We start from the raw sequence: 26,408 nt of genomic DNA, 5'->3' as shown, positions 1-26,408 counted from the left end.
TGAATACGTCCTTGTAGGCTTGACGGCGGCTTTCCCTGCCGCCGACACCTGCCAATCGAGCAACCGAACCCTCCCTAAAATAAGGAGGTTATTTACGACCAAATCCTTAAAACGATTCAATCCGTCTCTCCCAGCAGTTCCGCCAGCATCAGCCGGTGCAATGCATCAATGGCTTCGGCATCGGCTATCGGTTCGATATAGTTATAGCTCAAGGTCAAACGATTGCGGAAAATACAGTTCAGAAAAGCCAGCGACGGCGGTGACGTGACTTGGCAGGCATGGAACACGTCGGTGATTTCGGCGCCGGGGAAACTGTCCGCCGGAAGATCCAGACGGCCGATATCGGAAAACCAGAATGAACTGCGCTCCCGACCGGAACCGTAAGAAAGGCGCAAGACCTTGCCGTATTCGGCCAGCGACAGCCAACTGCCGGCCCACATCAGCGGCAGAAAGGCATAGTCTTCTTGTTGACGAATCACTTGGGCGTTTTGTTGTTTCAGATGTTCGAACAGTTTTTGCCGGTCCTTGACGACTTCCCGAGGCGCCTGTGCGAACAACGCGCTGAGATGATTACCGTTGACCGGCGATAAGGCGCGCTGTTTGCGCAAATTGAATGCATAAGGCACGCAATAAGCCTCGCCTGGACTGTCGGGACGCCATTTTTCGAGGGCGCGCATCAGACAGCCGATGTAATAAAGACTGGTGCCGGTTAAGCCGACCTGTTGCCTGGCCAGTTTGACGATCCGTTCGGTTTGTTCCTCGCTGAGCCTGCGAACCGCGAACTCGAGGCGTTGCGGCGGTTGTTCGTGGCGCAACGGTTGAATGCTGCTCAGTCTATCCAGCCTGTCGATATAGCGTTTGCCTTTCAGCAATAGCGAAATTTTTTGCCACCAGCGGTATTTACGTAACTGTTCGAATACCAGCGGACTGGTTTCGGGATGGCCGAAGCGTTGACGTTGTTCGGCATCGGCGGTACACAGATATTTGATGATCAGATCCGCGCCGCGCGCATCGCAGAAAGGATGCAGCCAACGCATCAGAAAAACGTTTTCGGACGGGCCGGTTAAGAGATGAAACTCGAGCGGAGCGACGCTTTCCCGAGGCTGCTTTTCGTTCATGATCCGGTCGAGCGTGGCGTGCCGGAATTCTGCTTCATCCGCGCCGGTCGGGCAATGATGCTGAAAAAACAAGTCGGGCGGATCGGAGCGCTTGCACCAATAGAAACGTTTGCCGATTTGACTCAGGCTGGCGCGGGCTACCGGAAAACGCCGACCGAATTCGTCGATTCGCTGTTGTAATGCGTCGATATCCGGAATATTGGCGAGTTCCAATCCGTAACACGCCAAACTGCCGGCCAAGCCGTCTCGGCGGATTTCCTCGTCCATCGCCAGCGTGAAGCTGTCGGCCGGATTCAGCCTTTCCAAAATGGCGGACTTATCGATGCTCATGCGTTTTTATGCCTTAAGATCCAACGTTCCAATGCATTAAAGGATTGCACATTGTCCGGTTCGATTTCGGTATCGGGCAAGGTGACGCCGAATTCGTTTTCGATGTACATAATCAAGCGCATGATGCCCATGCTGTCCAGGCCCGCTTCGAGCAAATCGTCGTCGTCGCCGAATTGATTCGGCTCGGCGACGAAAACGAGCTCTTGAAAGATAAAGTCGCGCAATTTTTTTTTCATGACTGTGGTAAGGAATATGCACAAAATAACTTCTCGAAACAGGATGTTTTGAGGAGGTTCGGTGGCTCGCCTGACAGGACGCCGTGAATACGTCCATGTAGGCTTGACGGCGGCTATCCTTGTCGCCGACACCTGTCAATCGGGCCACTGAGCCCCCTTCCAACATTTGAATAAGTTATTTCATGTTCGTTTCTAAGGTATAATTCGTTGGTTAAATGATAGCCGATTAAGGCAAGTAGAGTCACGGAAAAGGGCGATAGCTTTTAGGATTGAGTGTTAGAAATCACGCGGGGCGGGTTATTTAACCCGCCCCAAACGTTTTGATTTGCCTTGGTCATAGTTCCATGATTGGGTTTCGCTCCGCTCTACCCATCCTACATTAGCGGCCTATCAAACTTACGACGCCGTAGGATCACTGCCATTAAGGATTTCGTGATAAATAACGTCCTGGAACTATTAGCCTTGTTGAAGGTTCGGTCACTCGCTTGGCAGCACGCCGTGAATACGTCCGTGTAGGCTTGACGGCGGCTATCCCTGGCGCCGACACCTGCCAATCGAGCAACCGAAACCTCCTTAAAATAGGGATGTTATTTACGGCTAAATCCTAAGTTAAGCCTCAACAGAATAAGTAATGTTGGCATTCAGGCTCGAATGTGCCTCAAAAGCCTGCCATCCATGGCACTGGATTCCGCCAGTCCATGGCGGAATGACGGGCTTACCTTAACTTAATGGCAGTGCTCCGTAGGGTAGCAGCGAAGCGGAAACCCATCGCTTTGTTTGAGCGCAGGTACGATTGTGATAGCGAAGCCATTAACTAAAGCAGCGATTTATTACAATGGTTCTCATCCGTTCCGAACAATAGCGATTTAGCAGAGGTGGGGAGCAGCGTTTAGCTTGATGTATATGGGTTACAACCCTTGTCCGGCTTAGGGGTGGCCCGCTTTAATTCAATGACCGATTAGCGTGCGGACAAAGTTCGCGCATGAATATTTCGAGAAACATTTAAACAGGTTAGCAATGGCAAAACAGGCGGGTTCGCATGAGGGCTGAAAAAGGCAATATCGTTATTATCGGAGCGGGCCCTGCGGGCAGCATCGCCGCGGCATTGCTCAATAACAAAGGATACCGGGCTGTGATCTTGGAGCGGGATGCTTTTCCGCGCTTCAGCATCGGCGAAAGCCTACTGCCGCAATGCATGGAGTTCATCGAACAGGCCGGCATGCTCGATGCCGTGCGCAATGCCGGTTTTCAATTGAAGGACGGTGCGGCGTTTTTATTTCAAGGCAAGCACTGCGAATTCTGGTTCGCCGACAAATTCACGTCCGGCTTCGATTCGACCTATCAAGTTCAGCGCGACCGCTTCGATGCGCTGCTAGCCGCCGAGGCGCAACGTATGGGCGTGGACATCCGCTGGCGTCAGGAAGTCGTCGAGGCCGACTTCAGCGGCGAGCAGCCGGTGTTGACGGTCAAGGATAGGGACAGCGAAGACCGCTACCGCATGACCGCCGATTTCGTGCTCGATGCCAGCGGTTTCGGGCGGGTGTTGCCGCGTTTGTTGGATTTGGAAAAACCGTCCGGTTTTCCGGTGCGACAGGCCGTGTTCACGCATATCGAAGACAGAATCGACGATCCGCGCTACGATCGCAACAAAATTCGCATCATCGTGCATCCCGAATTGACCGATGTCTGGTATTGGCTGATTCCGTTCAGCAATGGGCGTTGCAGTCTCGGCGTGGTCGGCGAAGCGAAGATTCTCAAGGTTCCGGAGCGCGACCCGCAAGCGGTGCTGAAGCAATTCGTCGACGCCGAGCCGGGCTTGTCGGCGCTGCTGCATAATGCCGTGTTCGACACGCCGGTCAACAGCATCGGCGGTTACAGCGCCAACGTCAAGCGGCTGCACGGCAAAGGCTACGCGCTATTGGGTAATGCCGGCGAGTTTCTCGATCCGGTTTTTTCCTCGGGCGTCACGATCGCGATGAAATCGGCAAGTCTCGCCGCCGAGGTAGTGGACCGGCAACTCGGCGGCATTGCGGTCGATTGGCAAAAGGAGTTTGCCGAGCCCTTGCAAAAAGGCGTCGACACCTTCCGCGCCTTTGTCAGCTCATGGTATGACGGCGGTTTACAGGATGTGGTGCTTTATCAACAGCAGCAGCCCAATATCAAAGCGATGATTTGTTCGATTCTGGCCGGCTATGTTTGGGATGAAAACAATCCGTATGTCAAAAACTCCGAACCTCGGTTGAAGACCCTGGTCGAATTGTGTCGCGAGCCTTGAGAAAATGACGCTGTATCTCAATGATCTCGGCATCCTATCGGCGGCCGGCGGCAATGGCGCCGAAATGTTGTCGAGACTGCTGGCGGGAGACCGTTCCGGCTTGATCGAGACCGATGAATATTCGCCGAGTAAGCCGTTTTATGTCGGCGAGATTCGTGCCGAACTACCTGAAATCGAAAAACGATACAGCGTTTATGATTGCAAAAACAATCGATTGTTACTCGCGGCCTTGAATCAAATTCAAGCGGGCGTTGACCGCATCAAACGGAAATACCGCACGGATCGAATCGGCGTGGTGATCGGCACCAGCACTTCCGGCGTAAGAACTACCGAGCTGGCGATTGCCGCGGTCGCCGGCGGTCTCGAAAAGCCGTCCGGATTTCATTACAAGCAACAGCAATTGGCCGGCGGAGCCGATTTTTTGGCGCATCGGCTCGATTTGAAAGGACCGGCCTATTCGGTATCGACGGCTTGTTCTTCCAGCGGCCGGGCTTTCGCTTCGGCCCGAAGATTGATCGAGTTGGATATTTGCGATGCCGTCATCGTCGGCGGCGCGGATAGTCTGTGCCGCTTCACCGTGAACGGTTTCGCTGCATTGGAGTCGGTATCGGCGGGTTTGTGCAAGCCTTTCGGACGGCACCGGGACGGCATCAATTTATCGGAAGCCGCAGCCTTGTTCATCTTGAGCCGGGACGAAGGCCCCGTGCGACTCGGCGGAATCGGTGCCAGCAGCGATGCGTATCATTTTTCCGCGCCCGACCCCGGCGGCGCGGCCGTGGTGACGGCGATGCAAACGGCATTGATCGAAGCCCGGATGACCGCCGAGCAAATAGACTATATTAATCTACATGGCACGGCCACGCCGTTGAACGATGCGATGGAAAGCGCGGCGGTCGTCGAAGTTTTCGGCCGTTCGGTCGCGGCCAGTTCGACCAAAGGCATGACCGGGCACGCCTTAGGCGCGGCCGGCGCACTCGAGCTGGGTCTGTGTTGGCTGCTGCTGAATAGCGATGATGAAGAGGGCGCATTGCCGCCGAACGTCAACGGCGATGCGTTGGACGACTCGTTGCCGTCCTTGAATTTAGTGCAGGCGGGGCAAGTTTTAGGCAGGCGTATCGAACATTGCCAGAGCAATTCTTTCGCTTTCGGCGGCAATAATATTTCGATTGTCGTGTCGCGTGTATGATTGCTTATTCGATAGAGCAATTATTGCCGCATGCCGGCAAGATGATGTTGTTGGATCATGTGTTGACCTACGACGACGAGTCGATGAGTGCGCAAGTAACCGTGCGCGGCGACGGTCTGTTCGGCGACAACACCGGCGTTCCGGCTTGGTTGGGTATCGAATACATGGCGCAAACGGTGGCGGCACATGGCGGCTTGATGTGCCGTTTGGCCGGAAAACCGCTCAATCCCGGCTTTTTATTGGGTACGCGGCGTTATCATTGCAATGTGAGCCGGCTTAACGCCGGGGCGGTGCTGGTCGTGACGGTCAAGCGCCTTATACAGGATCAAGGCTTGGGCGTGTTCGATTGCCGAGTGACCGGCGACGGCGTGGAAATTTCGGCCAAACTGAGTGTTTATCAACCCGATACGGCAATCAATCGGGTCATCACAAACTAAGTAATTGTTTCAAAATAATTACCCGGTTTTATCGGCCAGTATCAGGTAACGCTTCCAGAAGACGCCGTGAATATATCCCTATAGGCTTGGGCGCGGCGTCCATGCCGCGCACACTTCTTCCAGCGTTACCTGATACTAGCCAAATCGGGAAATAAATTTTGGACACTTACTAAAGAAACAGCATGAATGAAACAGTTTTAGTGACGGGCTCCAGCCGGGGCATCGGCAAGGCGATCGCTTTGTATCTGGCGCGCAAGGGTTACGATGTAGTCGTGCATTGCCGCAGCCGCCGAAGCGAGGCCGAGCAAGTTGCGCAGGAAATTAAGGCCATCGGTCGGGCAGCCCGCATTTTGCAATTCGATTTGGCGGACCGCAAGCAATGCAGTGCGGCGATCGAGCAAGATATCGACGAACACGGCGCTTATTACGGCGTGGTCTGTAATGCCGGCGTGACTTGCGACAATGCCTTTCCGGCTTTGACCGGCGAGGAATGGGACAGTGTCGTGCATACCAATCTGGACGGTTTTTATAACGTACTGAATCCTCTGATTATGCCGATGATCAGGCGGCGCAAACCCGGCCGTATCGTCACGCTGTCGTCGGTTTCGGGCCTGATCGGCAATCGCGGCCAGGTCAACTACAGCGCCGCGAAGGCCGGCATCATCGGCGCGACCAAGGCGTTGGCGTTGGAACTGGCTAAACGCAATATCACGGTCAATTGCGTCGCGCCGGGCTTGATCGATACCGAAATGCTCGACGAGTTGCCGCTCGAGGAAATCAAAAAAATGATTCCGATGCGTCGGGTCGGTTCGGCCGATGAAGTCGCGGCCACGGTCGGTTTTTTAATGTCAGAGGAAGCCGCATATATCACCAGGCAGGTGATTTCGGTTAACGGAGGGCTATGCTGATGAAACGCGTCGTGGTAACGGGCATGGCCGCGATCACGCCTATCGGCAACGATTGGGCGACGGTCGCGGTTAATCTGAAAGCGCAAAACACCGGCATTCGCCGTATGGACGATTGGGATAAATACAACGGCTTGAATACCCGGCTCGGCGGGCCGGTCGATTTCACGCGGCCCGCGCATTATTCGCGCAAACAAGTGCGCGGCATGGGCCGGGTCGCGATGCTGGCGACCTATGCCACCGAACTGGCCTTGCAGGATGCCGGTTTGCTGAATGATCCGGTTTTGAAAAGCGGCCGTACCGGAGTTTCTTACGGCAGTTCGTCCGGTAGTTTCGACGGCTTGATCGACTTTACCAAGATGCTGCTGAATTTCGACAAGGGCGGCTTGAACGCGACATCCTATATCCGCATGATGGGGCATACCTGCCCGGTCAATATCAGTCTGCATTTCGGCGTCAACGGCCGCATCATTCCGACCTCGAGCGCCTGCACATCGAGCAGCCAGGGCATCGGTTATGCCTACGAAGCGATTAAACACGGACAGCAAACCGTGATGATCGCCGGCGGCAGCGACGAATTGTCCGCCTCGCAAGCGGCGGTATTCGATACCTTGTTCGCGACCAGTCTGCGCAACGACGAACCGGATAAATCGCCGCGCCCGTTCGACCGTGACCGCGACGGCCTGGTCATCGGCGAAGGCGGCGGCACCTTCATTCTGGAAGAGCGCGAACATGCCTTAAGCCGCGGGGCGACGATTCATGCCGAGATCGTCGGTTTCGGCACCAATTGCGACGGTTTGCATGTCACGCAACCGGACAGCGCGAGCATGCAGGTCGCAATGCAATTGGCGCTGCAAGACTCGGGTCTGGATCCTGCGGCAATCGGTTATGTCAGCGCGCACGGCACCGCGACCGAGTTGGGCGACATCGCCGAAAGTCATGCTACGGCAGCCGTATTGGGCAGCAAGATCCCGATCAGCTCAATGAAAAGTTATACCGGCCATACCCTCGGCGCTTGCGGCTCGATCGAAGCCTGGGCGGCGGTCCGGATGATGAACGAAGGCTGGTTTCATCCAACCGCAAATTTGGACGCTATAGACCCTAAATGCGCGGAGCTCGATTATATTCAAGGGGCTATGCGTAAGCTGGAATGCGACTATTTGATGAGTAATAATTTCGCCTTCGGCGGCATCAATACCTCATTAATTTTCAAGCGGGTTTGAGTGGCAGGCCATGGCGAAACTCATGACCGTGACCGCCAATACGGCGATCGATTTATTGCTCGAAGTCGAAAGTTTTGCGCTTGGCGAAACGCTGTCGGCCAGTCGTAGCGCCGAATTCGCCTGCGGAAAAGGCATCAATGTCGCGAAGGCTATCGAGTCGCAGGGTAGTGAGGTTTTATGTCTGGGCTTTGCGGGAGCCCGGTCGGTCGACGCGTTTCATGCCTTGCAAACCGAGCGGCTCACAACCGATTTGACAGTGGTCTCCGGCAAGACGCGCACCAACATTACGCTGCATGATTCGGCGAGCGGCCGGGAAACCCATATACGAACCGCAGGGTTTAGCGTTACGGAAGATGATTGCCGCCGCTTATGCGAAACCGTCGAATCTCATGCCGAGCCCGGCGCTATCGTTATCATTTCCGGCAGTCTGCCGCCCGGAGCGCCAAACGATTTCTATCGTAGCCTCATCAAGGTCTGTCGCGAGCGCGGGGTGACGACGTTTTTGGATGCCAGCGGCTCCGGCTTGAGTCTCGGCATCGAAGCCAAGCCTGATGCGATCAAACCGAATCAACAAGAGCTCGAAGCCTTGCTCGGTAAGTCCTTGCCGGACGAACGCAGTATCGCCGAAGCTGCCAAGGAACTGGTCGGTCAAGGCATTCAACGGGTTTATGTCTCAAGGGGCGAGCACGGCTGCATTGCCGTCGGCGAGAACATGGCGGTATCGGCTTATCTGAATACAGCGCCGGAACGAATCGTCAGTCGCGTCGGCTGCGGCGATGCGCTGGTGGCCGGTTTGGCGGTCGCGGCGGAGCAAGGTCTGGATGCGGAGGCCGCGTTGAAACTGGGCGTGGCTTGCGGTACATCCAATTTGTTTGCGCCGGAACCGGGGCGGTTCGAGTCGGCCCGGCTTAACTCAATTGCCTCGCGTGTCGTGGTTGAGGATATACTGACTCTAAATTCAGTATTTAGTCCACTAAAATCACGAAATATCCCAAATTAACCAATGGTTTGTAAGGTGCAGTGATTGAATGTTTTCGTGATTTTTGTGTTTTTCGTGGACAAAATGCTTTATATAGCCTGAAAGCTTTACGTAACCCATGAAACTCATTATGCAATAGGAGAAGCCGAGATGTCGGAAGCCTTGAAGATTTACGAGTCTGAATTCAATGAACGGCGCGATGTATGGCATTTGATCGGGATGCCTGCGCGCGGCGCGAAACTTCACGATGCTTTGCACAAAGGGTTGTCGTTCAGCGTTTACGGAAAACTCGCGGAGCTTACCGGACTGGACAAAAAAGATTTAGCCAAATGTGCTTCGATAGCGCCGTCGACATTACAGCGGCGCGCCAAAGCGGGTCGTTTCAATCAACAGGAGAGCGATCGGCTTTATCGTCTGGTAGAGCTCTTGGGTGCGGCGGCCGAATTGTTCGAAGGCGATCTGGATGCGGCGCGCGAATGGCTACATAAACCCGCGCTCGGATTGGGCGGGCGCCGGCCGGTCGACATGTTGGCGACGACCGCCGAGACTGAGGCGGCCATGGATTTGATCGGCCGGCTCGAACATGGAGTGCTCGTTTGAGCGGCATCAAAGCCTATCGAATCGTCAAACAAAAATGGATCGACAGCGCTTTCGACGGCGAGGGCGCGAAACGTTACGGGGGGCGGTGGAACAGCCGAGGCAAGCCTTGCGTCTATCTGGCCGGCTCCGAATCGCTTGCGATACTGGAAATACTGGTTCATCTCGACAAGCAGCAATTTTTGACGTATTACGCGCTGTTCGAGCTGCAATTGCCGAAACAGGACGTCCACTATCTCGACGCCGAAAAATTACCGACCTGTTGGCGCGACGAGCCGGCGCCGCCGGAAACCGCCGCGATCGGCGATGCGTGGTTGATCGAAGGCGGCGGGCTGGCTTTAGCGATGCCGAGCGTCATTGTACCCCGGGAATGGAACTTCATCGTCAACACGAAACATCGTGCCTTTGCCGATGTCGTTAAGCACGCGCGCCTGCTCGATTTTGAGCCCGACCGACGACTTTTCTCGTCATGATTGGCGAAAACCCTTTTACGAAGCTTGACAGAGCACCGATTTGAGCAATTGCTTGTCAAAGATTTTAGCTATAATTACCCTGCCGAAGGCAAGACTAACAGAGCATAGATTATGAGCAACAAAAACCAACATTTATCGCCCGAAGATGCCGAGATCATAAAAAATCAGGCGTTCAGTGATACCCTGCCGGGTACTTTGCTGAAAGATTTTCAGGCGCTGCTGGATTTCATTGGGAGCGATGGCATCGAAGTGACCAAAACAACCCAGCATATCGGCATGAAATACTTGTTTGAACTCAATGAGCGGATGACTCGGCCTGTTGAAACCGAACTGAAGCGGCCTCAACAAAAGGCGTTTCCCAATCTTCACGGGCTTTATTTGTTGCTGCGAGTGTCCGGTCTGGCGCGTTTGGTCAAGGATAAGAACAAAACACTGTTAAAACTCGATCCGGATGTATTGGCTTCCTGGCAGCAGCTCAATGCCGTGGAGCGTTATTTTTCGTTGTTGTTTTGTTGGATCCTACGCGGCGATGAGGAAATTCTCGGTGAACCCAGAAGTTGGAGGATTCAGGGTTTTCTTCGTTGTTTGCAGATTTATCAATTCACGAAGCAATTGGACTCGAAGGAGGAAAGCGAAGCGAGGTATATGATAGGCTTGACTTTCGCCGGTTTGCATAATATCGCGCTAATGACGTTATTCGGTTTCTTGACCGGGAAACCGAAAATCAATGCCGACGGATCGGTTGAGGGTGTCGAGTTATCGGATTTCGGCCGCACCTTGCTAGCCTATTTTGACACGGCTACTACGCTGTATATGGATGAAAACGACGATGAGTTGTCGGATGGTTTCTACGGCTTTTGCGCCAAGGATTTGATGCCGCTGTTTCCGCATTGGCAAAACCGTTTATTGATAAAGGAGAGAGAGGTTTTGACGGAAGGTTATTCGGTGATCGCCGTTAAAGTGCGTGACGCTGTGCGAAAACTGGCGGTCCCTCACGACGCGGTTCTCCACGATTTTGCGATGAGCATTCTGGATGCATTCAACTTCGATGACGATCATTTGTACGAGTTCGTTTATAAAAACGAACTTGGGAAAAACGAGACGGTGATGCATCCTTTTTCCGATGACGGCGATTATTGGGCCGATGATATGACACTCGGAGAAATGCCGATACACGAAGGCATGACCTTTGTTTTTCATTACGACTTCGGCGACGACTGGCGGTTTGAGTGTCAAATCGAGTCGCTTATCAAGGAGGCAGGGAAATATAAGGAACCGAAAGTCATCGAAAAAAAGGGTAGAGCGCCGAAGCAGTATTACTATTAAAAAATTTGGCTGAATCAGCCAGTTACTCCAGCCGAAATTTTATCCTAGAAAAAGCATTCACCATGAAGATCATGAAGAATAAGAAGTTAACTCAATAGCTTCTTATGTGTTTTCCTGATTATCAAGATGCTTCTGCTTGCCGAAGCCAAGTGTCCGAGCAGGGGCCAGTCGTAGTCGCAAAAACTAAAATATGCTGTTACCCAAGCTCCAGCTTGGGTAACCTGTTCAGGAAGCTCTAGCTTCCCGACAATCAAGAAAGATTGAACGAGCGAGTCGGGGTTGATTGAGAATGTGCGGAGGTTGTGTCGGTCTCAGGAAGCTGGAGCTTCCGGGGTGTCTTTCCCAAGCTGGAGCTTGGGAAAGAGCGTGATGTGGGTTGGTCGTTTCCCGCTTTAGCCTAGATTTCGGCAATCGTTGCCATTTCCGCATCGTCGATTTGTTTCTGATCGAATTGTTCAACGCGATTTCTGCCGTTTTGTTTAGCTAGATATAACGCCTTGTCGGCAAAACCGAGCAAACGGGTTGAGCTTAGCGTGTCTTTTGGAACGACCGTGGCAACTCCCAGGCTCAATGTCACATAATGAGACACGGGCGAATTCGGGTGCCTTAATCGTCTTTTTTCGACGGCGTCTCTCAGCTTCTCGGCCAACGATAAGCTTTGCTCTGCATTACAAGCCGTAACCACGCAAAACTCTTCACCGCCGTAACGGCAAACGAAATCGTCCGAGCGCTTTGAAAATAATTTAAGTACTTTGGCTAATTCGATCAGACATTGGTCGCCGGCAGGATGGCCTTCGGTATCGTTATAATTCTTGAAATAATCGATATCGAGCATGATTATCGATAATGGATATTGATGACGCAATGCACGTTGCCATTCTTTTTGCACATACTGGTCGTAATAGCGCCGGTTCGGCAAACCGGTCAACGAATCGATATAAGCCAGGTGTAATTTGGATTTGGCGCGAATAAGCTGTTTTTGGGTCAGTCGCTCGGTGTAGTGAAAAACAATCAACAACATCACTCCGAGTGAAGCGATTACGGCATGCAGCAAATAGATATGACTTAACTGGTTTTCGACATAAGGGATAATCTTGGTCTTGGGGATGCTAACGCTGATGCCGCCACGGATGTCGCCGATTTGATAATTCCGATGGCAGCGTAAACAAGATTCGGTAATTTTCAGCGGCTCCATATAGCGGTAAAACGGTTCGTCATGCAAGGTTGCGATATCCATAACAACGGATTCGCCTTCTTCAAATGCCAATAGCGCACTCGTTTCCCAATCGTCCGCTTTATTTTCCGGGCGTTTCGGATGAAGGCTGGTTATATGAAATTGAATCCGAGATTTGTCGTGTTCCAGTTCAGCCAATTGACGCGTCATATAAGCCGGGTTGATCAACGTTAGCCGACGTCCGTCGAGAGTAACGATATCGCGTTCGGGAATATCCAAGTAAGGATTAGGTGGCGTATCTTCGGTAACCGTTACGTAGACACCGCCGTGTCGGGCATTCCAATGCCGCATCGTGACGATGTGTTGAAAAAACAGCTTGCCTTGCGAGAAAGCAATTTTTTTGGCGGTATCTTGAGCATTATAGACTTGAAGTAATAGCGAAATACCGTTAAGTCCCAACCAGAGCAACACAAAAAAAATAAAAAACCTCGTTTTCATGCAAAACCAACATCAACAACTATGGCGGAATATGATAACCGAGCGAACAGTTTTCGGTTGAAAAAATAGAGCGCGGAGTTATTGAATTGAGTTATACCCCGTAGATCAAAATTCGGCGCCGGGGTGACCGTCAAAGAACGCCGTGAACCCAGCACCTAAATTATCCAAGATAGTTAACCATAGCCAATGGGCTATGGAATTTAGGTGTTGGGTGAATACGTCCATGTAGACTCTATGCCAGCATCCGTGCTGGCAAAGCCTTTGTCGATCACCCCGGTGCCTCTTTAAGCATCGCCGAAATTTTAAGTGCGAAAGGTATAAATCCAGGACCGATGCTGCAATAGGGCTTGCAGAGTCAATGCATTGAATGGCGAGGCGCACTCGGCATCATTGTTGAAATAAACGTGTACGGTTCGGCCTTGTTGTCAGTATTCGGCAATCGTTTTCGCCGATTGTTTCGATGCCTCAACAAAACCGTACAATCGGTCGAGGTCTTTTTTAACGGCTGAGGCAATTGCCAAAGTATGGCCGACAGTTTTTCGGCCAGCGGCAAGGCATACCATTTTTCGAATGTCGACGTTTTTTGCAGCCGATAGAAGGTGCCGTTGATTTCGATGGCGTTGAATCGTTCGGAATAAAACTTGAGCCAAGCTTTTTGTGTTGTCTTTTGATAGAAACAGTCGCGCCAGTGTCTGTAGCACCAACCGCTGGTGCCGATATAAAGCTTGGTCAGCCCTTGATGCAAATGACAGGCTCGAGGCGCGCGACTTTTTTCGCAAGACCAGCCTTATCGGCGGAGTCGACGACCGCACTGACGTCTTTGTAAGCGGCCGGCGCCTCTTCGGCGACGCCTCGTAATGATGGGCTGCGAATCAGAATGCCTTGTTCGGCCAATTGATCGACCAACGCCCGTCCGTGCCACTGTTTTGTGGCCTGGCGGCGGCTCATCGCTCGTCCCGCGCCGTGGCAGGCCGAACTGAACGAGCGTTGCTCGGCCTGTTTGGTGCCGCACAAAATATAGGAACTCGTGCCCATCGAGCCGCCTATCAAGACCGGTTGGCCGACAGATTGGTATTCGGTAGGCAAGTCGGGATGGCCGGGACCGAAGGCACGCGTCGCGCCTTTGCGATGGACGAAGACTGTCTGCGTCACACCTCCGACGATATGGCGTTCCTGTTTGCAGGTATTATGCGAGACGTCGTAGAGCAGGTCGATTGAAATGCCCGGAAAAATTTCGTTCATCGCTTGGCGCGTCAAATGCGTGATGATTTGTCGGTTCGCGAGCGCGCAATTGATGCCGGCGCGCATCGCGCCGAGATAGCGCTTGCCCAGCGGCGAATTCAGCGGCGCGCAGGCCAGTTCGCGGTCGGGTAGAGCAATATGGTATTGGGACGCCGCGAGCGCCATGTCTTTCAAGAACTCGGTGCCGATTTGATGCCCCAGTCCTCGGGAACCGCAATGAATGCTGATCACGATCGCATCGATCTTGAGCCGGTAGGCTTCGGCGACCTCCTGATCGAAAATTTCGACGACACGCTGTACTTCGAGATAATGGTTGCCGGAGCCGAGCGTGCCCATTTCGTCTTTTTGCCGTTCGCGAGCGCGCGGCGATACATCGCGCGGTTCGGCGCCGTCGACGCGGCCGCGTTCCTCGGTGAATTCGAGATCGCGTGCTTCGCCGAAGCCCTGATCGACGGCCCATTGCGCGCCGCCGGTCAGCATCGCGCGCATTTCGTCGTGATTCAAATGAATGCGGCCTCGGCTGCCGACCCCGGCCGGCACGGTGCGGTAGAGTTCGTCGGCTAGGTCTTTTTTGACGCCTTGCAAGTCGTTCATCGTCAGGCCGGTATGCAATGTGCGAACGCCGCAGGAGATGTCGAAGCCGACGCCGCCGGCAGAAATCACACCGCCTTGGTCCGCATCGAACGCCCCGACGCCGCCGATAGGAAAACCGTAGCCCCAATGCGCGTCGGGCATCGCATAGGCCGCCTCGACGATGCCCGGTAGCGCCGCGACATTGCAGATCTGTTCATGGACTTTCTGGTCCATCGCTTGCAACAGCGAGGCATCGGCATAAATAATTGCCGGCACTCGCATCGCGCCTTTCGCCGGGATTTCCCAGCAAGTTTCATCGCGTTGAATGAATTGTTTGAGGTCCATCGATTTTACCTTTTATGCAGAATGTGGAAGTAAATTGCCGTATTCATACATCCACCACGCACTGAGCCAGCCAAAGCCCGTCTTCGGTTTGGCGCACGGCAAGTTCGGTCAAGGTCGCGCCCTTGATTTCGACGGCGGGTTGGTGTTTGGCGGGATCGGCCGGTTCGCCGGAAGCCGTCGCAATTAGAAAGTTGCCATTGATCTCGACCTGAAACCGCTTGAACAATAAGCCTTTGACAGCCATCAGATAAATCAATTCATTGATCCAATCCAGAAATAAGAATTCGATATCGTCCGCTTGACAGGATACTTCGACCGATTGATGTTCTAGAATCAAGTCGGGATCGCAGATGACCGAGGTCATCGCCAGCGCGGCCTGCTCGAAAGCTGCGGCGAGCGCAGGCGCAATACCGCGAATACCGATATCGGCTTTATGTTCGAAGTGTTCCCAATGCGGAATCAGAGTTTTATCGATCATGGCAAAATGACTTGCTGAGTACTGGATTGAGAACAATTTCGCAAAACTATGAACATTCCGTCAAGATCGTATTTAACTTTAGTTGCCCGAAAAAATTAAATGTAGATTACGGCATTGCGCACATTTTGCGGGGCGCATCGGATGTGACAGACAAACGGTGCTTGCTTTAAAACCGAATCGAGGAATTTATTATGTGGTATTTCAGTTGGATATTGGGCGTCGGCTTCGCTTGCGCATTTGGCATCATTAACGCAATGTGGCTCGAAGCCGAATGCGATTTCGATCACTGCGATATGTTTAAAGCGATGCCGGGCGAAAAGTGCGACGAGAGTTAGGCGTAGGTCGGGTTAGGTAATAGCCATAACCCGACACATCCCGTAAAAAAAGGCTATGTTCGCGTTAATAGTTGATACTTTTGAACTTAAAGCCAACATGAAACTCCAGGATACAACTCTGAATAACTTTCCTTTTTTCAATATGACGCTAATGGTTGAAAGGAGGGTACGGTTGCTCGATTGACAGGTGTCGGCGGTAGGGAAAGCCGCCGTCACGCCTACACGGACGTATTCACGGCGTCCTGTCAAGCGAGTAATCGTACCATCTTCCACGCTCAGTGTATTGGAAAGCAATCATTGACTAGTTCCTAAATGGTTTATTTAGTAGGAAGGAAAACCGTTTCAACTGCTAACGCGAACATAGCCTAAAAAAAATCGGGTGATGCTATCGCTGACCCGATCTGGAATTCTAATGTTTGCGATGCCAAATCAGGTCGCCGTTGCGGAAGATCGCCTTGACGCGGTGATAGGGCACCGAATGCAATTCGCCGTCTTGGTCGATAACCTCGAATGTAAAATGATCGCCCTTCGGGAAACGGATTTCGTTGAACGCTACAACGATCAGTCTGTCTTCGATCCGGTCGTAATAGCCGATCTTGAATTCGTCGCCCTTCCAATGTTCGTCCCATCGGATGCGGTTCAGTATGTCTTGTACCGGTTGCATGGGTCTAAATCCGCATTGAAAACTTGCCGAAATGCTACACTAAATTGGATCTAGACGACTACTGAGGTGCAAGCCGTGAACTCGATAGGATTGATCCCGATGGTGCTTTTCTCGCAAGCGATCGCTTTTGACGAAACGATACATCTGCCGCAAGCGAAAGTTGTCGGTTCGATGTCGCTGGAACAAAGCATCGCCGCACGACGCTCAATACGGGCGTTTGCGGCAAAAACTTTATCGATCGAGCAGATCGGGCAATTGCTTTGGGCGGCGCAAGGCATTACCGATACAAAGGGCGGCCTACGTGCGGCGCCTTCGGCCGGTGCGTTGTATCCGCTAGAAACTTATGTCGTACTGCCGGCCGGAATTTATCGCTATATTCCTGAGCGTCATGAGCTCAAACGCACTGTCGAAGGTGACCGTCGATCGGAATTGCAAAAAGCCGCGCTGGATCAAGACTCAGTCGGCTCGGCGCCGGCCGTTTTTGTTTTTACCGCCGTTTTCGAAAGGACCTCCATCAAATATCGAGAGCGCGCGAATCTTTATGTCCCGATCGAAGTTGGTCATGCGGCACAGAATCTATTGCTGCAAGCAACTGCTCAAGGGCTGGCCGGCGTGCCGATTGGTGCGTTCAACGATAAGCGTGTAGCGGAAGCCCTTAAACTGCCCAAAGATCAACGTCCATTGTATCTGTTGCCGTTGGGTTATCCGGTTCAATAACGCAGGCGTAAAAAAGAATTTCGGCGGCCGGCAAATTTTTCATTATTCTTCCGATACTGACTGGCGTTCCTAGACTGTTTTACTCCGCGCTGATATACCCTTTGCTAATCAAATTTCGGCAGTGTCTAAGGAGGCGCTGGGGTGTGCGACAAAGGCTTTGCCAGCATGGATGCTGGCATAGAGCCTACATGGATGTATTCACGGCGTCCTTTGACGGACACCCCTGCGCCGAATTTTGATCCACGAAAGGTATACCTTTGTCGATACATGATGACGGCGTTTTTGATGAAAGCAATACCAACGGTTCACGAAGGGAATAATGACAATATCGCAGAAAAACAAGCAGTTTAAGTTTTCTATCAAAATCACTGTTGTCAGTCTGTTTTTATTGATGACATCGCTGACCGTGATTGTCGCCATTAGCTTGCAATTTTATTTTACGAGCTCATTGGCGGTCGAATCGACTCTGATAACCTATCGCCAATCCGCAGCGAGTACGAGTGAATATTTGACGGCCATGGATCGACGCGCGCTTGATGCCACGCGCATACTGGCCGGTAATCCCGATATTCTGAGCGAAGGCCGAGTTACGGAGCGAACACGCGACATCTTTGCCGAAGTGCTCGATGAAAACCCTTTGTTCTATGCCGCTTATATCGGTTTTGGCGATGGCGACTTTTACGAGCTGATCAATCTGAATACGAGCGAAGCCGTGCGCATGCAATTACGGGCATTGCCGCAGGACAGGTGGGTCGTTATCACGGTCTTGGGCAAAGGCGATCGGCGAACTCGGGAATTTCTCTATTATGACGAGCAATTTAATCTCCGAACCAGCCGAACAGAGCGGAGCGACTATTTAGCCAGCAAGCGACCGTGGTATATACAAGCCAAATTGGGCAAAGTCCATAAAACCGCTCCCTATCAATTTCAACATCTTCAAGCGCCAGGCCAGACTTATTCGATGCGGATTGCCGGTCAGGATGCGGTTCTGGCGGTCGATATTGCGTTGTCTGCTATGTCCGATAAGCTCAATGAACAAATGTTGAGCAAAGATAGCCGCATTTATCTCTATCAAGGCAGTGGCGAAATCATTGCCTCTAGTGAAAGTCGAATGCCGCCGACTGTGATGCCGAAAGTCGAGCCCCTCGTACTTAACGATGAACAGCGGCAATTGGTAGAGAAAAATCCCATATTGACGGTATCGAACGAGCTCGATTGGCCGCCGTTCGATTTTGTCATCGCCGGCGAACCATTCGGCTATGCTATCGACGTATTATCGATGATCGAGCAAATGACCGGCTTGCAGTTCGACTATGTCAACGGTTATAGCTGGCCTCAGCTGGTCGCGATGTATCGTACCGGTCAGATCGATATTTTGCAGCCGGTGGTCGGTACCGAACAAAACGCCGCTTTAGGTATATTGAGCAAGGCCTTTGCCGAGCCATCGGATGGTATTCTGATGCGCAAGGATCAAACGCCTGTTACATCAATCCGACAATTGCAGGGAAAACGGCTTGCAATACCGGCCGGGTGGTCCATCATCGCTTCTTTCAAGCAAATGTTTCCGGACATCGACATTGTCGAAGTCGATGGCGTTCGGGGATTATTCGATGCGGTGCGGCGAGGCGAGGTCGATGCCGGGCTCGATACTGCCGCAATCCTGCATTATACGACACGGCAATTTTTCTTCGATGATGTCGCGATCTATGAGGAGTTGGATTGGGGGGAATCAAGCATTCCCAACAGTCTGCACTTTGTAGTGCGGCCGCAACTAAAAGAAGTTATCGAGTTGATTAACTTGGCTCTGGATAATTTAGGCGAACAGCAGCACAGTTGGTTAAATGCGCGCTGGCTGGTCGATGCGGAAAGGGACATTGCTCAGGATGCCATGGTCCCATTCCAAGAACTCATCAGTTTGGCTTCGAAGTCGACCGACCTCAATCAACTGCATAAAATGGAGCTCGATGGCGAGCCTCACTTCGTCTATGTGCAGGCCATTGGCCAAAATCATCGGGCGGCCGACTTTTTTGCCGTGATTACGCCGGAATCCGCCGTGCTAGCCCCTGCCGTTGCTCAAGTCAATGCCGTGTTATTGATTACCAGCGGCTGCCTTTTGTTATTGTTGCCGCTTGCATTTTGGCTGGCCTCGTTGATTGTTAAGCCGATCAAGCATCTCGCTCTGGAAAACGAAAAGATTAAACGGCGCCGATACGGCGAACTCGATCCGATGGAAAGCCATATTATCGAAATCGATGAGTTATCGGGTTCGATGATGACTATGGCGCATTCGATACGGCAGCATGCCAAAGAACGGGAAGAATTGATGGAATCGTTCATCCAATTGATCGCCCAAGCCATCGATGACAAGTCGGCCTATACGGCGGGGCACTGTGCGAGGGTTCCGGAGCTGGCAATCTTGTTGGCGCAAAAAGCCGAAGAGAGTCGTCGACCGCCATTCGATACATTCGGTTTCGGTAACGAAGATGCCTGGCGCGAATTCCGTATCGGAGCTTGGCTGCACGACTGCGGCAAGATTACGACGCCTGAGCACATCATCGATAAAAGCACCAAGCTTGAGACGATTTATAACCGCATTCACGAAATCCGCATGCGCTTCGAAGTGTTGTGGCGCGATGCCGAAATCGACTATTGGAAGCAGTACTTGAACGCGCCGAGTGATGAGAAACGAAATCGTCATGAATTAGAGCAACGCCAACGACAATTACAAGAGGATTTTGCCTTTGTTGCCAACTGCAATTTGGGCGGTGAAAGCATGAGCGAGGCCGATATCGATAGGCTGAATCAATTGGCTCGCATCACTTGGCGGCGGCATTTCGACGACCGATTAGGCTTATCTCCGATCGAAGTTGCACGCTATCCCGAGGAGCAAACACCGCTGCCGGTCACGGAGCCACTATTGGCGGATAAGCCTTGGCACATCATCAAGCGCCTGCGCAACAACATCCATGATGAGCGCTTGGGCATAAAGATGGCGATACCGGAACATCTTTACAATCTGGGCGAATTGCACAATCTCACTGTATCACGAGGTACCTTGACCGAAGAAGATCGCTTCAAGATTAACGAGCACATGATCAGCACGATCAAAATGCTCGATAAATTGCCGTTGCCCGAAGATTTGCTCCAGGTGCCGCGCTATGCTTCTACTCATCATGAAACGCTAGATGGGCGCGGTTATCCGCGCATGCTGATCGCCAAAGATCTTTCAATTCCGGAGCGTATTATGGTGTTGGCCGACATTTTCGAAGCATTGACAGCGGCCGATCGACCGTATAAAGATGCAAAGCCGATCAGCGCCGCGCTCGATATACTACATCGAATGGTGCAAGAACAGCATGTGGACCGTGATGTTTTCGAGCTTTTCTTGCGTAGCGGCGCCTATTTGGAGTACGCAAAACGTTACCTGCGCACTGAGCAGGTCGATGCAGTGGATATTCGGCGCTATCTCGGCCAATGAGCGATTTGACATTCCGGCCATTGCCCGCTTATGGCTGATTCAGCGCGTGTGGTAGCATGACCGCAACTTGAGTCGGTTAAGGAGTTTACAATGAAAACAGTGTTGATCGGAGGAACGGCCAACGGCCAGCTCTTGATGGATGCCGCGATGGCGAATCGTCACGGCGTCATTTCCGGGGCAACTGGGACGGGCAAGACCGTAACCCTGCAAGTTTTGGCGGAAGGTTTTTCGAGACTGGGCGTTCCGGTATTCTTGGCCGATATCAAAGGAGACTTGTCGGGAATCGGGACGGCAGGGCAAGCACACGAAAAAATTACCGAACGCGTGACGGGAATCGGGATTGCCGACTTCCAATTCCGGGGAAATCCCTCGGTCTTTTGGGATTTGTTCGGCCGAAACGGGCATCCGGTGCGTACGACGATGTCCGATTTAGGCCCTTTGCTGCTCAGCAATCTGTTGGAATTGAACGACACGCAAACCGGCGTGATTTATAGCGGCTTTAAAATCGCCGACGACGAAGGGTTGTTATTACTGGACCTTAAAGATTTGCGCGCGATGTTGAATTGGATGGGCGAAAACTCAGCGGCACTGTCCAAACAATACGGGAACATCACATCGGCAAGCATCGGTGCGATACAGCGACGGCTGTTGGTGCTCGAGGAACAAGGCGCAGAACATTTCTTTGCCGAACCAGCGGTCGAGCTCGATGATTTTCGCAGGACCGATTTTTCCGGCAACGGTGTGATTAGCATTCTCGACGCGACCGAGTTGACGACGAAATCGCCGCGGCTGTATGCGACCTTTCTGCTGTGGATGTTGTCGGAACTGTTCGAAACCTTACCCGAAGTGGGCGATGGCGATAGGCCGAAGCTGGTGTTGTTTTTCGACGAAGCGCATCTGTTGTTCAATCAGGCACCGAAAGTCTTGCTCGACAAGATCGAACAAATCGTTCGCTTAATCCGTTCTAAAGGCGTCGGCGTCTATTTCATTAGTCAAAGTCCGCTAGATATTCCGGCGCCGATACTCGGTCAGATGGGGCTGAAAATCCAGCATGCGCTACGAGCATTTACGCCGGCCGATCGCAAGGTACTGAAAAGTGTCGCGCAAACGTTCAGGGCCAATCCTGGCTTCGATACCGAAACCGTGTTGCAAGAGCTGAAGACCGGCGAAGCCTTGGTGTCGGTGCTGAACAAGGACGGCAGCCCGACCCCGGTCGAGCGCACGTTGATCCGGCCGCCCGAGTCGAAAATAGGCCCGCTCACCGAAGATCAACGCAACGAACTGATCGGTCGCTCGCCGTTCAAAGGACGTTACGATCAAATGGTCGATCGCGAATCGGCTTACGAAATGCTGAAGCACAAAGCCGAACAGCAGGCATTTCAGGCGCAGGCCGCGCGCGATCTCAAGGCGTCGGCAACGAGACGGACCGGCACATCGAATCGGCAAAGCGTCGGCGAGGCGCTGATCAAGAGCACCGCGAGAACCATCGGCTCGCAGCTCGGCCGCCAAATCGTACGCGGCATCATGGGCTCGTTGCTCGGCGGGAAGCGCTGAACGCGGACGCACAAGGCGTCGCTCTCACAAGGGAACTGGATGCTCCTTGGGAGCGCGCGATACCCAGATCCCGATTTCGAAGCCACTGATGTGCAATATTCGCAGATTTATCAAACAGTACCGTTTCCAGGTATACGACGACCTCTGTTTAGCAAGTTTGCCGATATTTGTGGATAACGATGAGCGCAGAGCGTAGGAACGAAGATTCATGGCGGTCCTCGATGGACACATCCCATACCTTTTATTCTTAGACGGTTTTTCGATCAAAAGGGAGTAGAATCTGCGAACTTTCACAGTAACGTCCATGAAGGTCTAGCCATCGCCCCGGCAAATGAAAGTTCTCTGGTGGGGAGGGTACGGTCACTCGCCCGACAGGACGCCGTGAATACATCCATGTAGGCTCGACGGCGGATTTCCCTGCCGCCGACGCCTGTCGGTCGAGCAACCGCACCCTCTCCGGAACCGGCATTTGCTCTGTCGAGCGCCGTATATCGAAAAATTAGATAAAGGGTCTATATCTACGAACTTTCACAGTAATTACGGATTAGTCCATCTCGTCGATCGCTATTTTTAATTTCACGGCATGTATCGGCCGCATTCTTCGTCTGCATCGTGTACCTTTATCAAAAATTACCGGCAACAGATTCGCGCTCTTTCGGGATTCTTTATCAATACTCTCATTTACGAACTGTTAGCAAGCTTTTCGAATCGAGGTAACCATTCGGCAAATTTCATCACAGAGTTATAGCCGCAGACCGTTTCTAACTTTCTGGTTTCGACGACTTCAAAAATGCGGCGCGCGCGCAGTAGAGTTTCCTGCTCGGGCCCGAACGGATTGAAACGCATCCCCGCATCGGTCAAAAAGACATAGTCGCAGATGAACAGTACGTCACGGTAAATATAAAAAGTGAATCCGGGCGTGTGTCCGCCGGTATGGAAGGCTTCGATGCCGTAGGCGATAGAGTCGCCGGTAAAGCGCAGATCGACATCGAACGAGGCCGCCAACGGATGCCGCGCGTCCAAGTCGTGCATGCGCACTTCGGCATTCCAGAGCTTTCGGTATTGATTCGACGCGCCCATGAAATGATGATGCGTGAACAAGATGGCGCGCACCGGCGACAAATCCCGGTTGAAAGCCGAGGGTGCGTCGATCCAGACCGCGCCTTGGTCGGTTTCGATTCGATAGGCCGCATGTTCCAGGCCCAATTTCGGCACCGAAAGTAGTTGACCGACATATTCGTTGACCGGTCGTGCGGTCACTCGATAGGTTTTTTCGGCCTCAACCCATGATAAAAAGCGATCATGCCGGGCTCCGCAGAACGGACAAACCTCGGGCATTTCGCCGATCATGTTATAACCGCATTCGAGGCAAACCCATTGCGGCGTGTCGTCGAAGAGTTTTGGTTCGTTAGGCATGGAATTGTCTGCCGATACTTTTTTTATAATCGATGGGCTTCAGGTCCGCCAAGGGTGCGACGGTAAATCGGCGAGGCCGATCACATCGACGCCGGCTTTGGCAACTTGATGATCGTTCTCCACCGAACTGCCGCTGACGCCGATCGCGCCGATCAAAACACCATCTTCATCGACAATCGGGACGCCGCCGGGAAAGGTGATTAAGCCGTCGTTGGAGTGTTCGATTCCGTAAAGCGGTCCGCCCGGTTGCGATAGCTGACCGATTTGTCCGGTGTTCATGCCGAAGAAACAGGCGGTCTTGGCTTTTTTGAGGGCAATGTCGATGCTGCCGACCCACGCGCCGTTCATTCTGGTGAACGCTTTCAAATCGGCGCCTGAATCGACCACGGCGATACACATTTGCGTGCCGATTTTGTTGGCCTCTGCGATGGCTGCCGCAATCGCTTTCTCTGCTTGTTCGTAGGTTACATGCATGGTTTTTCTCCCGCTTGTTATAGATATTAAAAAGGATGATTCATTTGGGGGCGATCATCTGTTCCGGCCGGACGATCGCATCGAACTGTTCGGCACTCACCAGACCGCCGGCAATGGCCTCTTCGCGAAGCGTCGTGCCGTTTTGCAAAGCCGTTTTGGCAATTTGTGCGGCCTTGTCGTAGCCGATCTGCGGAACCAGTGCGGTGACCAGCATCAGCGATTGCTCCATTAACTCCGCTATCCGCTCGGCATTCGGTTGTATGCCTGCCACACAATGTTCGGTAAAACTATGCGCCGCATCGCGGAGAAGGCGTATCGATTGCAGCACGTTATAAATCATCACCGGCTTGAAGGTATTGAGTTCCAGATGACCTTGCGCGCCGGCCAAGGTTACCGTCGTATGGTTGCCGATGACTTGTGCGCAAACCATCGTCAATGCCTCGCATTGGGTCGGATTGATTTTGCCCGGCATGATCGACGAGCCGGGTTCGTTTGCCGGCAAAATCAGTTCACCGAGTCCCGAGCGCGGACCGGAACTCAAGAGGCGAATGTCGTTAGCGATTTTATTAAGGCTGACCGCGATGCAGTTCAACACGCCGGATAGTTCCACCAGTGCGTCGTGCGCGGCCATCGCTTCGAATTTGTTGGCGGCGGATGTGAAAGGATGCCCGGTGAATTTAGCGACTTCGTCGGCGAATAGTTCGGCAAAACCCTGGCTCGAATTCAAGCCCGTTCCGACTGCGGTACCGCCTTGCGCGAGAGGATACAGGCGTTTGAGACTGTCCTGTAGCCGTTCGATGCTGAGTTGAACTTGGGTCGCGTAACCGGAAAACTCCTGGCCCAATGACAGCGGCGTCGCATCTTGCAGATGCGTGCGTCCGATCTTAATGATGTCGGCCCATGCCTGAGATTTATCGGACAGCGTTTTTTGCAAGCGCTGCAATGACGGGATCAGTAGACATTGGAGTTGTTCGACCGCTGCGATATGCATCGCGCTTGGAAACACATCGTTCGAAGACTGGCTGAGGTTGCAGTGATCGTTGGGGTGAACCGGCGATTTCGAACCGAGCGCGCCGCCCAGGCGTTCGTTGACCCGGTTGGCGATCACTTCGTTGGCATTCATATTGGATTGCGTGCCGGAGCCGGTTTGCCAGATCGCCAGCGGAAAGTGTTCATCCAGTGCGCCGTCGATGACTTCATGTGCCGCATCGACGATCGCGCGGCCGAGATTTACATCCAGCTTGTTTTGGGCGATATTGCTCAAAGCCGCACAACGTTTGACGATCCCGAGGGCGCGGATCAACGGTCGCGGTAATCGTTCGTCGCCGATCGCGAAATAGCGTAGGGATCGCTGTGTTTGCGCTCCCCAGTATTTGTCGGCGGGGACTTCAATGGAGCCCAGTGCGTCGCTTTCAATTCGCCCGGCCGAACTTCCGATTGTCATGGTTATTATGCAAATGAGCTAACAGCGATGGATTATTCGCTTGGTTTACTTAGCATTTTTCGCACCTCGCCCACATGAATTTCTTCCTGGGCGATCATTCGGCGCGCATATTCCTCGAGCAGAACGCTACGGCCGTCGACCAACTCCAATAAACGATGATATTCGGCCAGTGCCGATGCTTCATGATCCAACGATTCCCGGAGAATGGCGCCGATATCGTGGCGATGCGTTTCCAGTAACGGGCCGATTCCCAAAGAGGGATGCCCGTCCAAATGGGTAATCATTTCTCCGGCTTCGTTGGCATGGAGTAACGATTCATTCGCTTGGCCGCGCATCCAGGAAACGATGGGAATTCGATTGTAGCCGACAACCATCAAGGCATAATGCGTATAACGAACCACGCCCGCCAGTTCCGCTTCCAGAATGTTATTCAGCACTTTGATCACGGCGTCGTTATCGATTTCGGTGTTTGTCATGAGTGTCTCCTGAAGTCAGAATGGGGAGAGTCTGACTATAGCGCTTTTTTGATCGTTGAGATAGTAAACTTTAACCTGATTAGCAAGATGCTTCAGCTTGCTGAGGCCAACTGTCCAAGCAGTGGCCAGTCTTAGCCACTTCTGCGGGACGGGTTATTTAACCCGTCCCCAACTTTTCGGTTTGCCCTAAACATTTCGGCTGACTTCGGCCAAAGTCAAAACGTTTAGGACGCGGTTGCAAACCCCGTCCTGCTAGGGATATGCTGGTTTTTGGGCTTTAGCTGAAGAAACTTGCTAATCAGGAACTTTAATCCTAGAAAAAGCATTTCACCATGAAGGTCGTGAAGGATAAGAAGTTAATTCAATAACTTGTTAAGCGCTTGTATAGAGCTTTCGTCCACTTCGGCGCCTAATTTTGATCTATACCTTTCGCACTTCAATTTTCGGCAGTTTCT

At 52.6% G+C, this 26,408-nt stretch carries 24 protein-coding genes; 13 read left to right on the top strand and 11 right to left on the bottom strand.

Going from position 1 to position 26,408, the window contains the following annotated elements; genetic code table 11:
* Positions 1-116: 116 nt before the first annotated feature.
* Positions 117-1,448, bottom strand: coding sequence for a hypothetical protein (locus METBU_RS0113665; RefSeq protein WP_017841170.1), 1,332 nt, complete (start codon positions 1,446-1,448; stop codon positions 117-119).
* Positions 1,445-1,684, bottom strand: coding sequence for an acyl carrier protein (locus METBU_RS0113660; protein WP_017841169.1), 240 nt, complete (start codon positions 1,682-1,684; stop codon positions 1,445-1,447). Before METBU_RS0113660 ends, METBU_RS0113665 begins: the two co-directional genes overlap by 4 nt.
* Before the next feature lie 1,039 nt (positions 1,685-2,723).
* Between METBU_RS0113660 and METBU_RS0113655 the strand changes: the two genes are divergently transcribed.
* From METBU_RS0113655 to METBU_RS0113615, 9 genes are all read left to right on the top strand, one after another.
* Positions 2,724-3,959, top strand: coding sequence for an NAD(P)/FAD-dependent oxidoreductase (locus METBU_RS0113655; protein ID WP_017841168.1), 1,236 nt, complete (start codon positions 2,724-2,726; stop codon positions 3,957-3,959).
* Positions 3,960-3,963: 4 nt separating this feature from the next.
* On the top strand, positions 3,964-5,145 hold the full coding sequence (locus METBU_RS0113650; protein WP_017841167.1) for a beta-ketoacyl-ACP synthase: 1,182 nt from the start codon (positions 3,964-3,966) through the stop codon (positions 5,143-5,145).
* Positions 5,142-5,582, top strand: a complete 441-nt coding sequence (locus tag METBU_RS0113645; RefSeq protein WP_017841166.1) for an ApeP family dehydratase — start codon at positions 5,142-5,144, stop codon at positions 5,580-5,582. Before METBU_RS0113650 ends, METBU_RS0113645 begins: the two co-directional genes overlap by 4 nt.
* Positions 5,583-5,764: 182 nt before the next feature.
* Entirely contained in the window at positions 5,765-6,490 is a 726-nt protein-coding gene (fabG, locus tag METBU_RS0113640) for a 3-oxoacyl-ACP reductase FabG (protein WP_017841165.1), read from the top strand.
* Complete coding sequence (locus tag METBU_RS0113635; RefSeq protein ID WP_017841164.1) at positions 6,484-7,710, top strand: beta-ketoacyl-ACP synthase; 1,227 nt, start codon at positions 6,484-6,486, stop codon at positions 7,708-7,710. The genes fabG and METBU_RS0113635 overlap by 7 nt, the downstream gene beginning before the upstream one ends.
* A gap of 10 nt (positions 7,711-7,720) precedes the next feature.
* Positions 7,721-8,710 carry a 1-phosphofructokinase family hexose kinase gene (locus tag METBU_RS0113630; protein WP_138767060.1) on the top strand — a complete coding sequence of 330 codons (990 nt, stop codon included), beginning with the start codon at positions 7,721-7,723 and terminating at the stop codon, positions 8,708-8,710.
* Positions 8,711-8,839: 129 nt separating this feature from the next.
* A complete protein-coding gene (parS, locus tag METBU_RS0113625) occupies positions 8,840-9,289 on the top strand; it encodes a type II RES/Xre toxin-antitoxin system antitoxin (RefSeq protein ID WP_017841162.1) in 450 nt (149 codons plus the stop codon).
* Positions 9,286-9,759, top strand: coding sequence for an RES family NAD+ phosphorylase (locus METBU_RS0113620; RefSeq protein WP_017841161.1), 474 nt, complete (start codon positions 9,286-9,288; stop codon positions 9,757-9,759). The genes parS and METBU_RS0113620 overlap by 4 nt, the downstream gene beginning before the upstream one ends.
* A 111-nt stretch (positions 9,760-9,870) precedes the next feature.
* A complete protein-coding gene (locus METBU_RS0113615; RefSeq protein ID WP_017841160.1) occupies positions 9,871-11,085 on the top strand; it encodes an IS1096 element passenger TnpR family protein in 1,215 nt (404 codons plus the stop codon).
* A 397-nt stretch (positions 11,086-11,482) separates the two neighbouring features.
* Here the strand turns inward: METBU_RS0113615 and METBU_RS0113610 are convergent, their stop codons facing one another.
* The 4 genes from METBU_RS0113610 to METBU_RS0113595 all read right to left on the bottom strand — a co-directional run bounded on the left by METBU_RS0113610 (position 11,483) and on the right by METBU_RS0113595 (position 15,395).
* Positions 11,483-12,757: a diguanylate cyclase gene (locus METBU_RS0113610; RefSeq protein WP_017841159.1), complete on the bottom strand. Its 1,275-nt coding sequence runs from the start codon at positions 12,755-12,757 to the stop codon at positions 11,483-11,485.
* A gap of 355 nt (positions 12,758-13,112) precedes the next feature.
* Positions 13,113-13,502 carry a DUF72 domain-containing protein gene (locus tag METBU_RS0113605; RefSeq protein ID WP_017841158.1) on the bottom strand — a complete coding sequence of 130 codons (390 nt, stop codon included), beginning with the start codon at positions 13,500-13,502 and terminating at the stop codon, positions 13,113-13,115.
* The gene (locus METBU_RS0113600; protein WP_017841157.1) at positions 13,487-14,917 is read right to left on the bottom strand and encodes an RtcB family protein; all 1,431 of its coding nucleotides are present in this window, start codon (positions 14,915-14,917) and stop codon (positions 13,487-13,489) included. The genes METBU_RS0113605 and METBU_RS0113600 overlap by 16 nt, the downstream gene beginning before the upstream one ends.
* A gap of 43 nt (positions 14,918-14,960) precedes the next feature.
* Positions 14,961-15,395 carry an archease gene (locus METBU_RS0113595; RefSeq protein WP_017841156.1) on the bottom strand — a complete coding sequence of 145 codons (435 nt, stop codon included), beginning with the start codon at positions 15,393-15,395 and terminating at the stop codon, positions 14,961-14,963.
* Between the two features lie 191 nt (positions 15,396-15,586).
* Here METBU_RS0113595 and cydX point away from each other — a divergent pair, with 191 nt between their 5' ends.
* Positions 15,587-15,730, top strand: a complete 144-nt coding sequence (gene cydX, locus METBU_RS26435) for a cytochrome bd-I oxidase subunit CydX (protein ID WP_017841155.1) — start codon at positions 15,587-15,589, stop codon at positions 15,728-15,730.
* A 409-nt stretch (positions 15,731-16,139) separates the two neighbouring features.
* Here cydX and METBU_RS0113585 read toward each other — a convergent pair whose 3' ends face one another.
* Positions 16,140-16,394, bottom strand: coding sequence for a DUF504 domain-containing protein (locus METBU_RS0113585; RefSeq protein WP_017841154.1), 255 nt, complete (start codon positions 16,392-16,394; stop codon positions 16,140-16,142).
* Positions 16,395-16,469: 75 nt separating this feature from the next.
* Here METBU_RS0113585 and METBU_RS0113580 point away from each other — a divergent pair, with 75 nt between their 5' ends.
* The 3 genes from METBU_RS0113580 (at position 16,470) to METBU_RS0113570 (ending at position 22,143) form a co-directional block, all read left to right on the top strand.
* Positions 16,470-17,111 carry a SagB/ThcOx family dehydrogenase gene (locus METBU_RS0113580; protein ID WP_138767061.1) on the top strand — a complete coding sequence of 214 codons (642 nt, stop codon included), beginning with the start codon at positions 16,470-16,472 and terminating at the stop codon, positions 17,109-17,111.
* Between the two features lie 319 nt (positions 17,112-17,430).
* Positions 17,431-20,589, top strand: coding sequence for an HD domain-containing phosphohydrolase (locus tag METBU_RS0113575; RefSeq protein ID WP_017841152.1), 3,159 nt, complete (start codon positions 17,431-17,433; stop codon positions 20,587-20,589).
* Between the two features lie 90 nt (positions 20,590-20,679).
* Positions 20,680-22,143, top strand: a complete 1,464-nt coding sequence (locus METBU_RS0113570; protein WP_017841151.1) for a helicase HerA-like domain-containing protein — start codon at positions 20,680-20,682, stop codon at positions 22,141-22,143.
* A gap of 681 nt (positions 22,144-22,824) precedes the next feature.
* On the opposite strand, the gene METBU_RS0113565 is transcribed toward METBU_RS0113570, so the two are convergent.
* From METBU_RS0113565 to METBU_RS0113550, 4 genes are read right to left on the bottom strand one after another with little or no spacing between them, the layout of a single operon-like run.
* Entirely contained in the window at positions 22,825-23,559 is a 735-nt protein-coding gene (locus tag METBU_RS0113565; RefSeq protein WP_017841150.1) for an MBL fold metallo-hydrolase, read from the bottom strand.
* Between the two features lie 39 nt (positions 23,560-23,598).
* Positions 23,599-24,033: a GlcG/HbpS family heme-binding protein gene (locus METBU_RS0113560; protein ID WP_017841149.1), complete on the bottom strand. Its 435-nt coding sequence runs from the start codon at positions 24,031-24,033 to the stop codon at positions 23,599-23,601.
* Positions 24,034-24,073: 40 nt separating this feature from the next.
* The gene (gene fumC, locus METBU_RS0113555; RefSeq protein ID WP_017841148.1) at positions 24,074-25,477 is read right to left on the bottom strand and encodes a class II fumarate hydratase; all 1,404 of its coding nucleotides are present in this window, start codon (positions 25,475-25,477) and stop codon (positions 24,074-24,076) included.
* 32 nt (positions 25,478-25,509) lie between these two features.
* Complete coding sequence (locus tag METBU_RS0113550) at positions 25,510-25,953, bottom strand: ferritin-like domain-containing protein (RefSeq protein WP_014146791.1); 444 nt, start codon at positions 25,951-25,953, stop codon at positions 25,510-25,512.
* Between the last annotated feature and the right edge of the window lie 455 nt (positions 25,954-26,408).

It is taken from the genome of Methylotuvimicrobium buryatense 5G, assembly GCF_000341735.1.
Classification (GTDB): domain Bacteria; phylum Pseudomonadota; class Gammaproteobacteria; order Methylococcales; family Methylomonadaceae; genus Methylotuvimicrobium; species Methylotuvimicrobium buryatense.
Note: the sequence above shows the minus strand (reverse complement) of the source record. Positions and strands in the feature narration are given on the sequence as shown.

Bases quoted from the DNA above. Each gene is read 5' to 3' on its own strand.
- METBU_RS0113550 (WP_014146791.1), bottom strand. From the start codon at position 25,953: ATGACAAACACCGAAATCGATAACGACGCCGTGATCAAAGTGCTGAAT.
- METBU_RS0113665 (WP_017841170.1), bottom strand. From the start codon at position 1,448: ATGAGCATCGATAAGTCCGCCATTTTGGAAAGGCTGAATCCGGCCGAC.
- METBU_RS0113600 (WP_017841157.1), bottom strand. From the start codon at position 14,917: ATGGACCTCAAACAATTCATTCAACGCGATGAAACTTGCTGGGAAATC.
- METBU_RS0113645 (WP_017841166.1), top strand. From the start codon at position 5,142: ATGATTGCTTATTCGATAGAGCAATTATTGCCGCATGCCGGCAAGATG.
- METBU_RS0113570 (WP_017841151.1), top strand. From the start codon at position 20,680: ATGAAAACAGTGTTGATCGGAGGAACGGCCAACGGCCAGCTCTTGATG.
- METBU_RS0113560 (WP_017841149.1), bottom strand. From the start codon at position 24,033: ATGCATGTAACCTACGAACAAGCAGAGAAAGCGATTGCGGCAGCCATC.
- METBU_RS0113660 (WP_017841169.1), bottom strand. From the start codon at position 1,684: ATGAAAAAAAAATTGCGCGACTTTATCTTTCAAGAGCTCGTTTTCGTC.
- METBU_RS0113630 (WP_138767060.1), top strand. From the start codon at position 7,721: ATGGCGAAACTCATGACCGTGACCGCCAATACGGCGATCGATTTATTG.
- METBU_RS0113610 (WP_017841159.1), bottom strand. From the start codon at position 12,757: ATGAAAACGAGGTTTTTTATTTTTTTTGTGTTGCTCTGGTTGGGACTT.
- METBU_RS0113615 (WP_017841160.1), top strand. From the start codon at position 9,871: ATGAGCAACAAAAACCAACATTTATCGCCCGAAGATGCCGAGATCATA.
- METBU_RS0113655 (WP_017841168.1), top strand. From the start codon at position 2,724: ATGAGGGCTGAAAAAGGCAATATCGTTATTATCGGAGCGGGCCCTGCG.
- METBU_RS0113650 (WP_017841167.1), top strand. From the start codon at position 3,964: ATGACGCTGTATCTCAATGATCTCGGCATCCTATCGGCGGCCGGCGGC.
- METBU_RS0113575 (WP_017841152.1), top strand. From the start codon at position 17,431: ATGACAATATCGCAGAAAAACAAGCAGTTTAAGTTTTCTATCAAAATC.
- cydX (WP_017841155.1), top strand. From the start codon at position 15,587: ATGTGGTATTTCAGTTGGATATTGGGCGTCGGCTTCGCTTGCGCATTT.
- METBU_RS0113595 (WP_017841156.1), bottom strand. From the start codon at position 15,395: ATGATCGATAAAACTCTGATTCCGCATTGGGAACACTTCGAACATAAA.
- METBU_RS0113565 (WP_017841150.1), bottom strand. From the start codon at position 23,559: ATGCCTAACGAACCAAAACTCTTCGACGACACGCCGCAATGGGTTTGC.
- METBU_RS0113635 (WP_017841164.1), top strand. From the start codon at position 6,484: ATGCTGATGAAACGCGTCGTGGTAACGGGCATGGCCGCGATCACGCCT.
- fumC (WP_017841148.1), bottom strand. From the start codon at position 25,477: ATGACAATCGGAAGTTCGGCCGGGCGAATTGAAAGCGACGCACTGGGC.
- fabG (WP_017841165.1), top strand. From the start codon at position 5,765: ATGAATGAAACAGTTTTAGTGACGGGCTCCAGCCGGGGCATCGGCAAG.
- parS (WP_017841162.1), top strand. From the start codon at position 8,840: ATGTCGGAAGCCTTGAAGATTTACGAGTCTGAATTCAATGAACGGCGC.
- METBU_RS0113585 (WP_017841154.1), bottom strand. From the start codon at position 16,394: ATGCAACCGGTACAAGACATACTGAACCGCATCCGATGGGACGAACAT.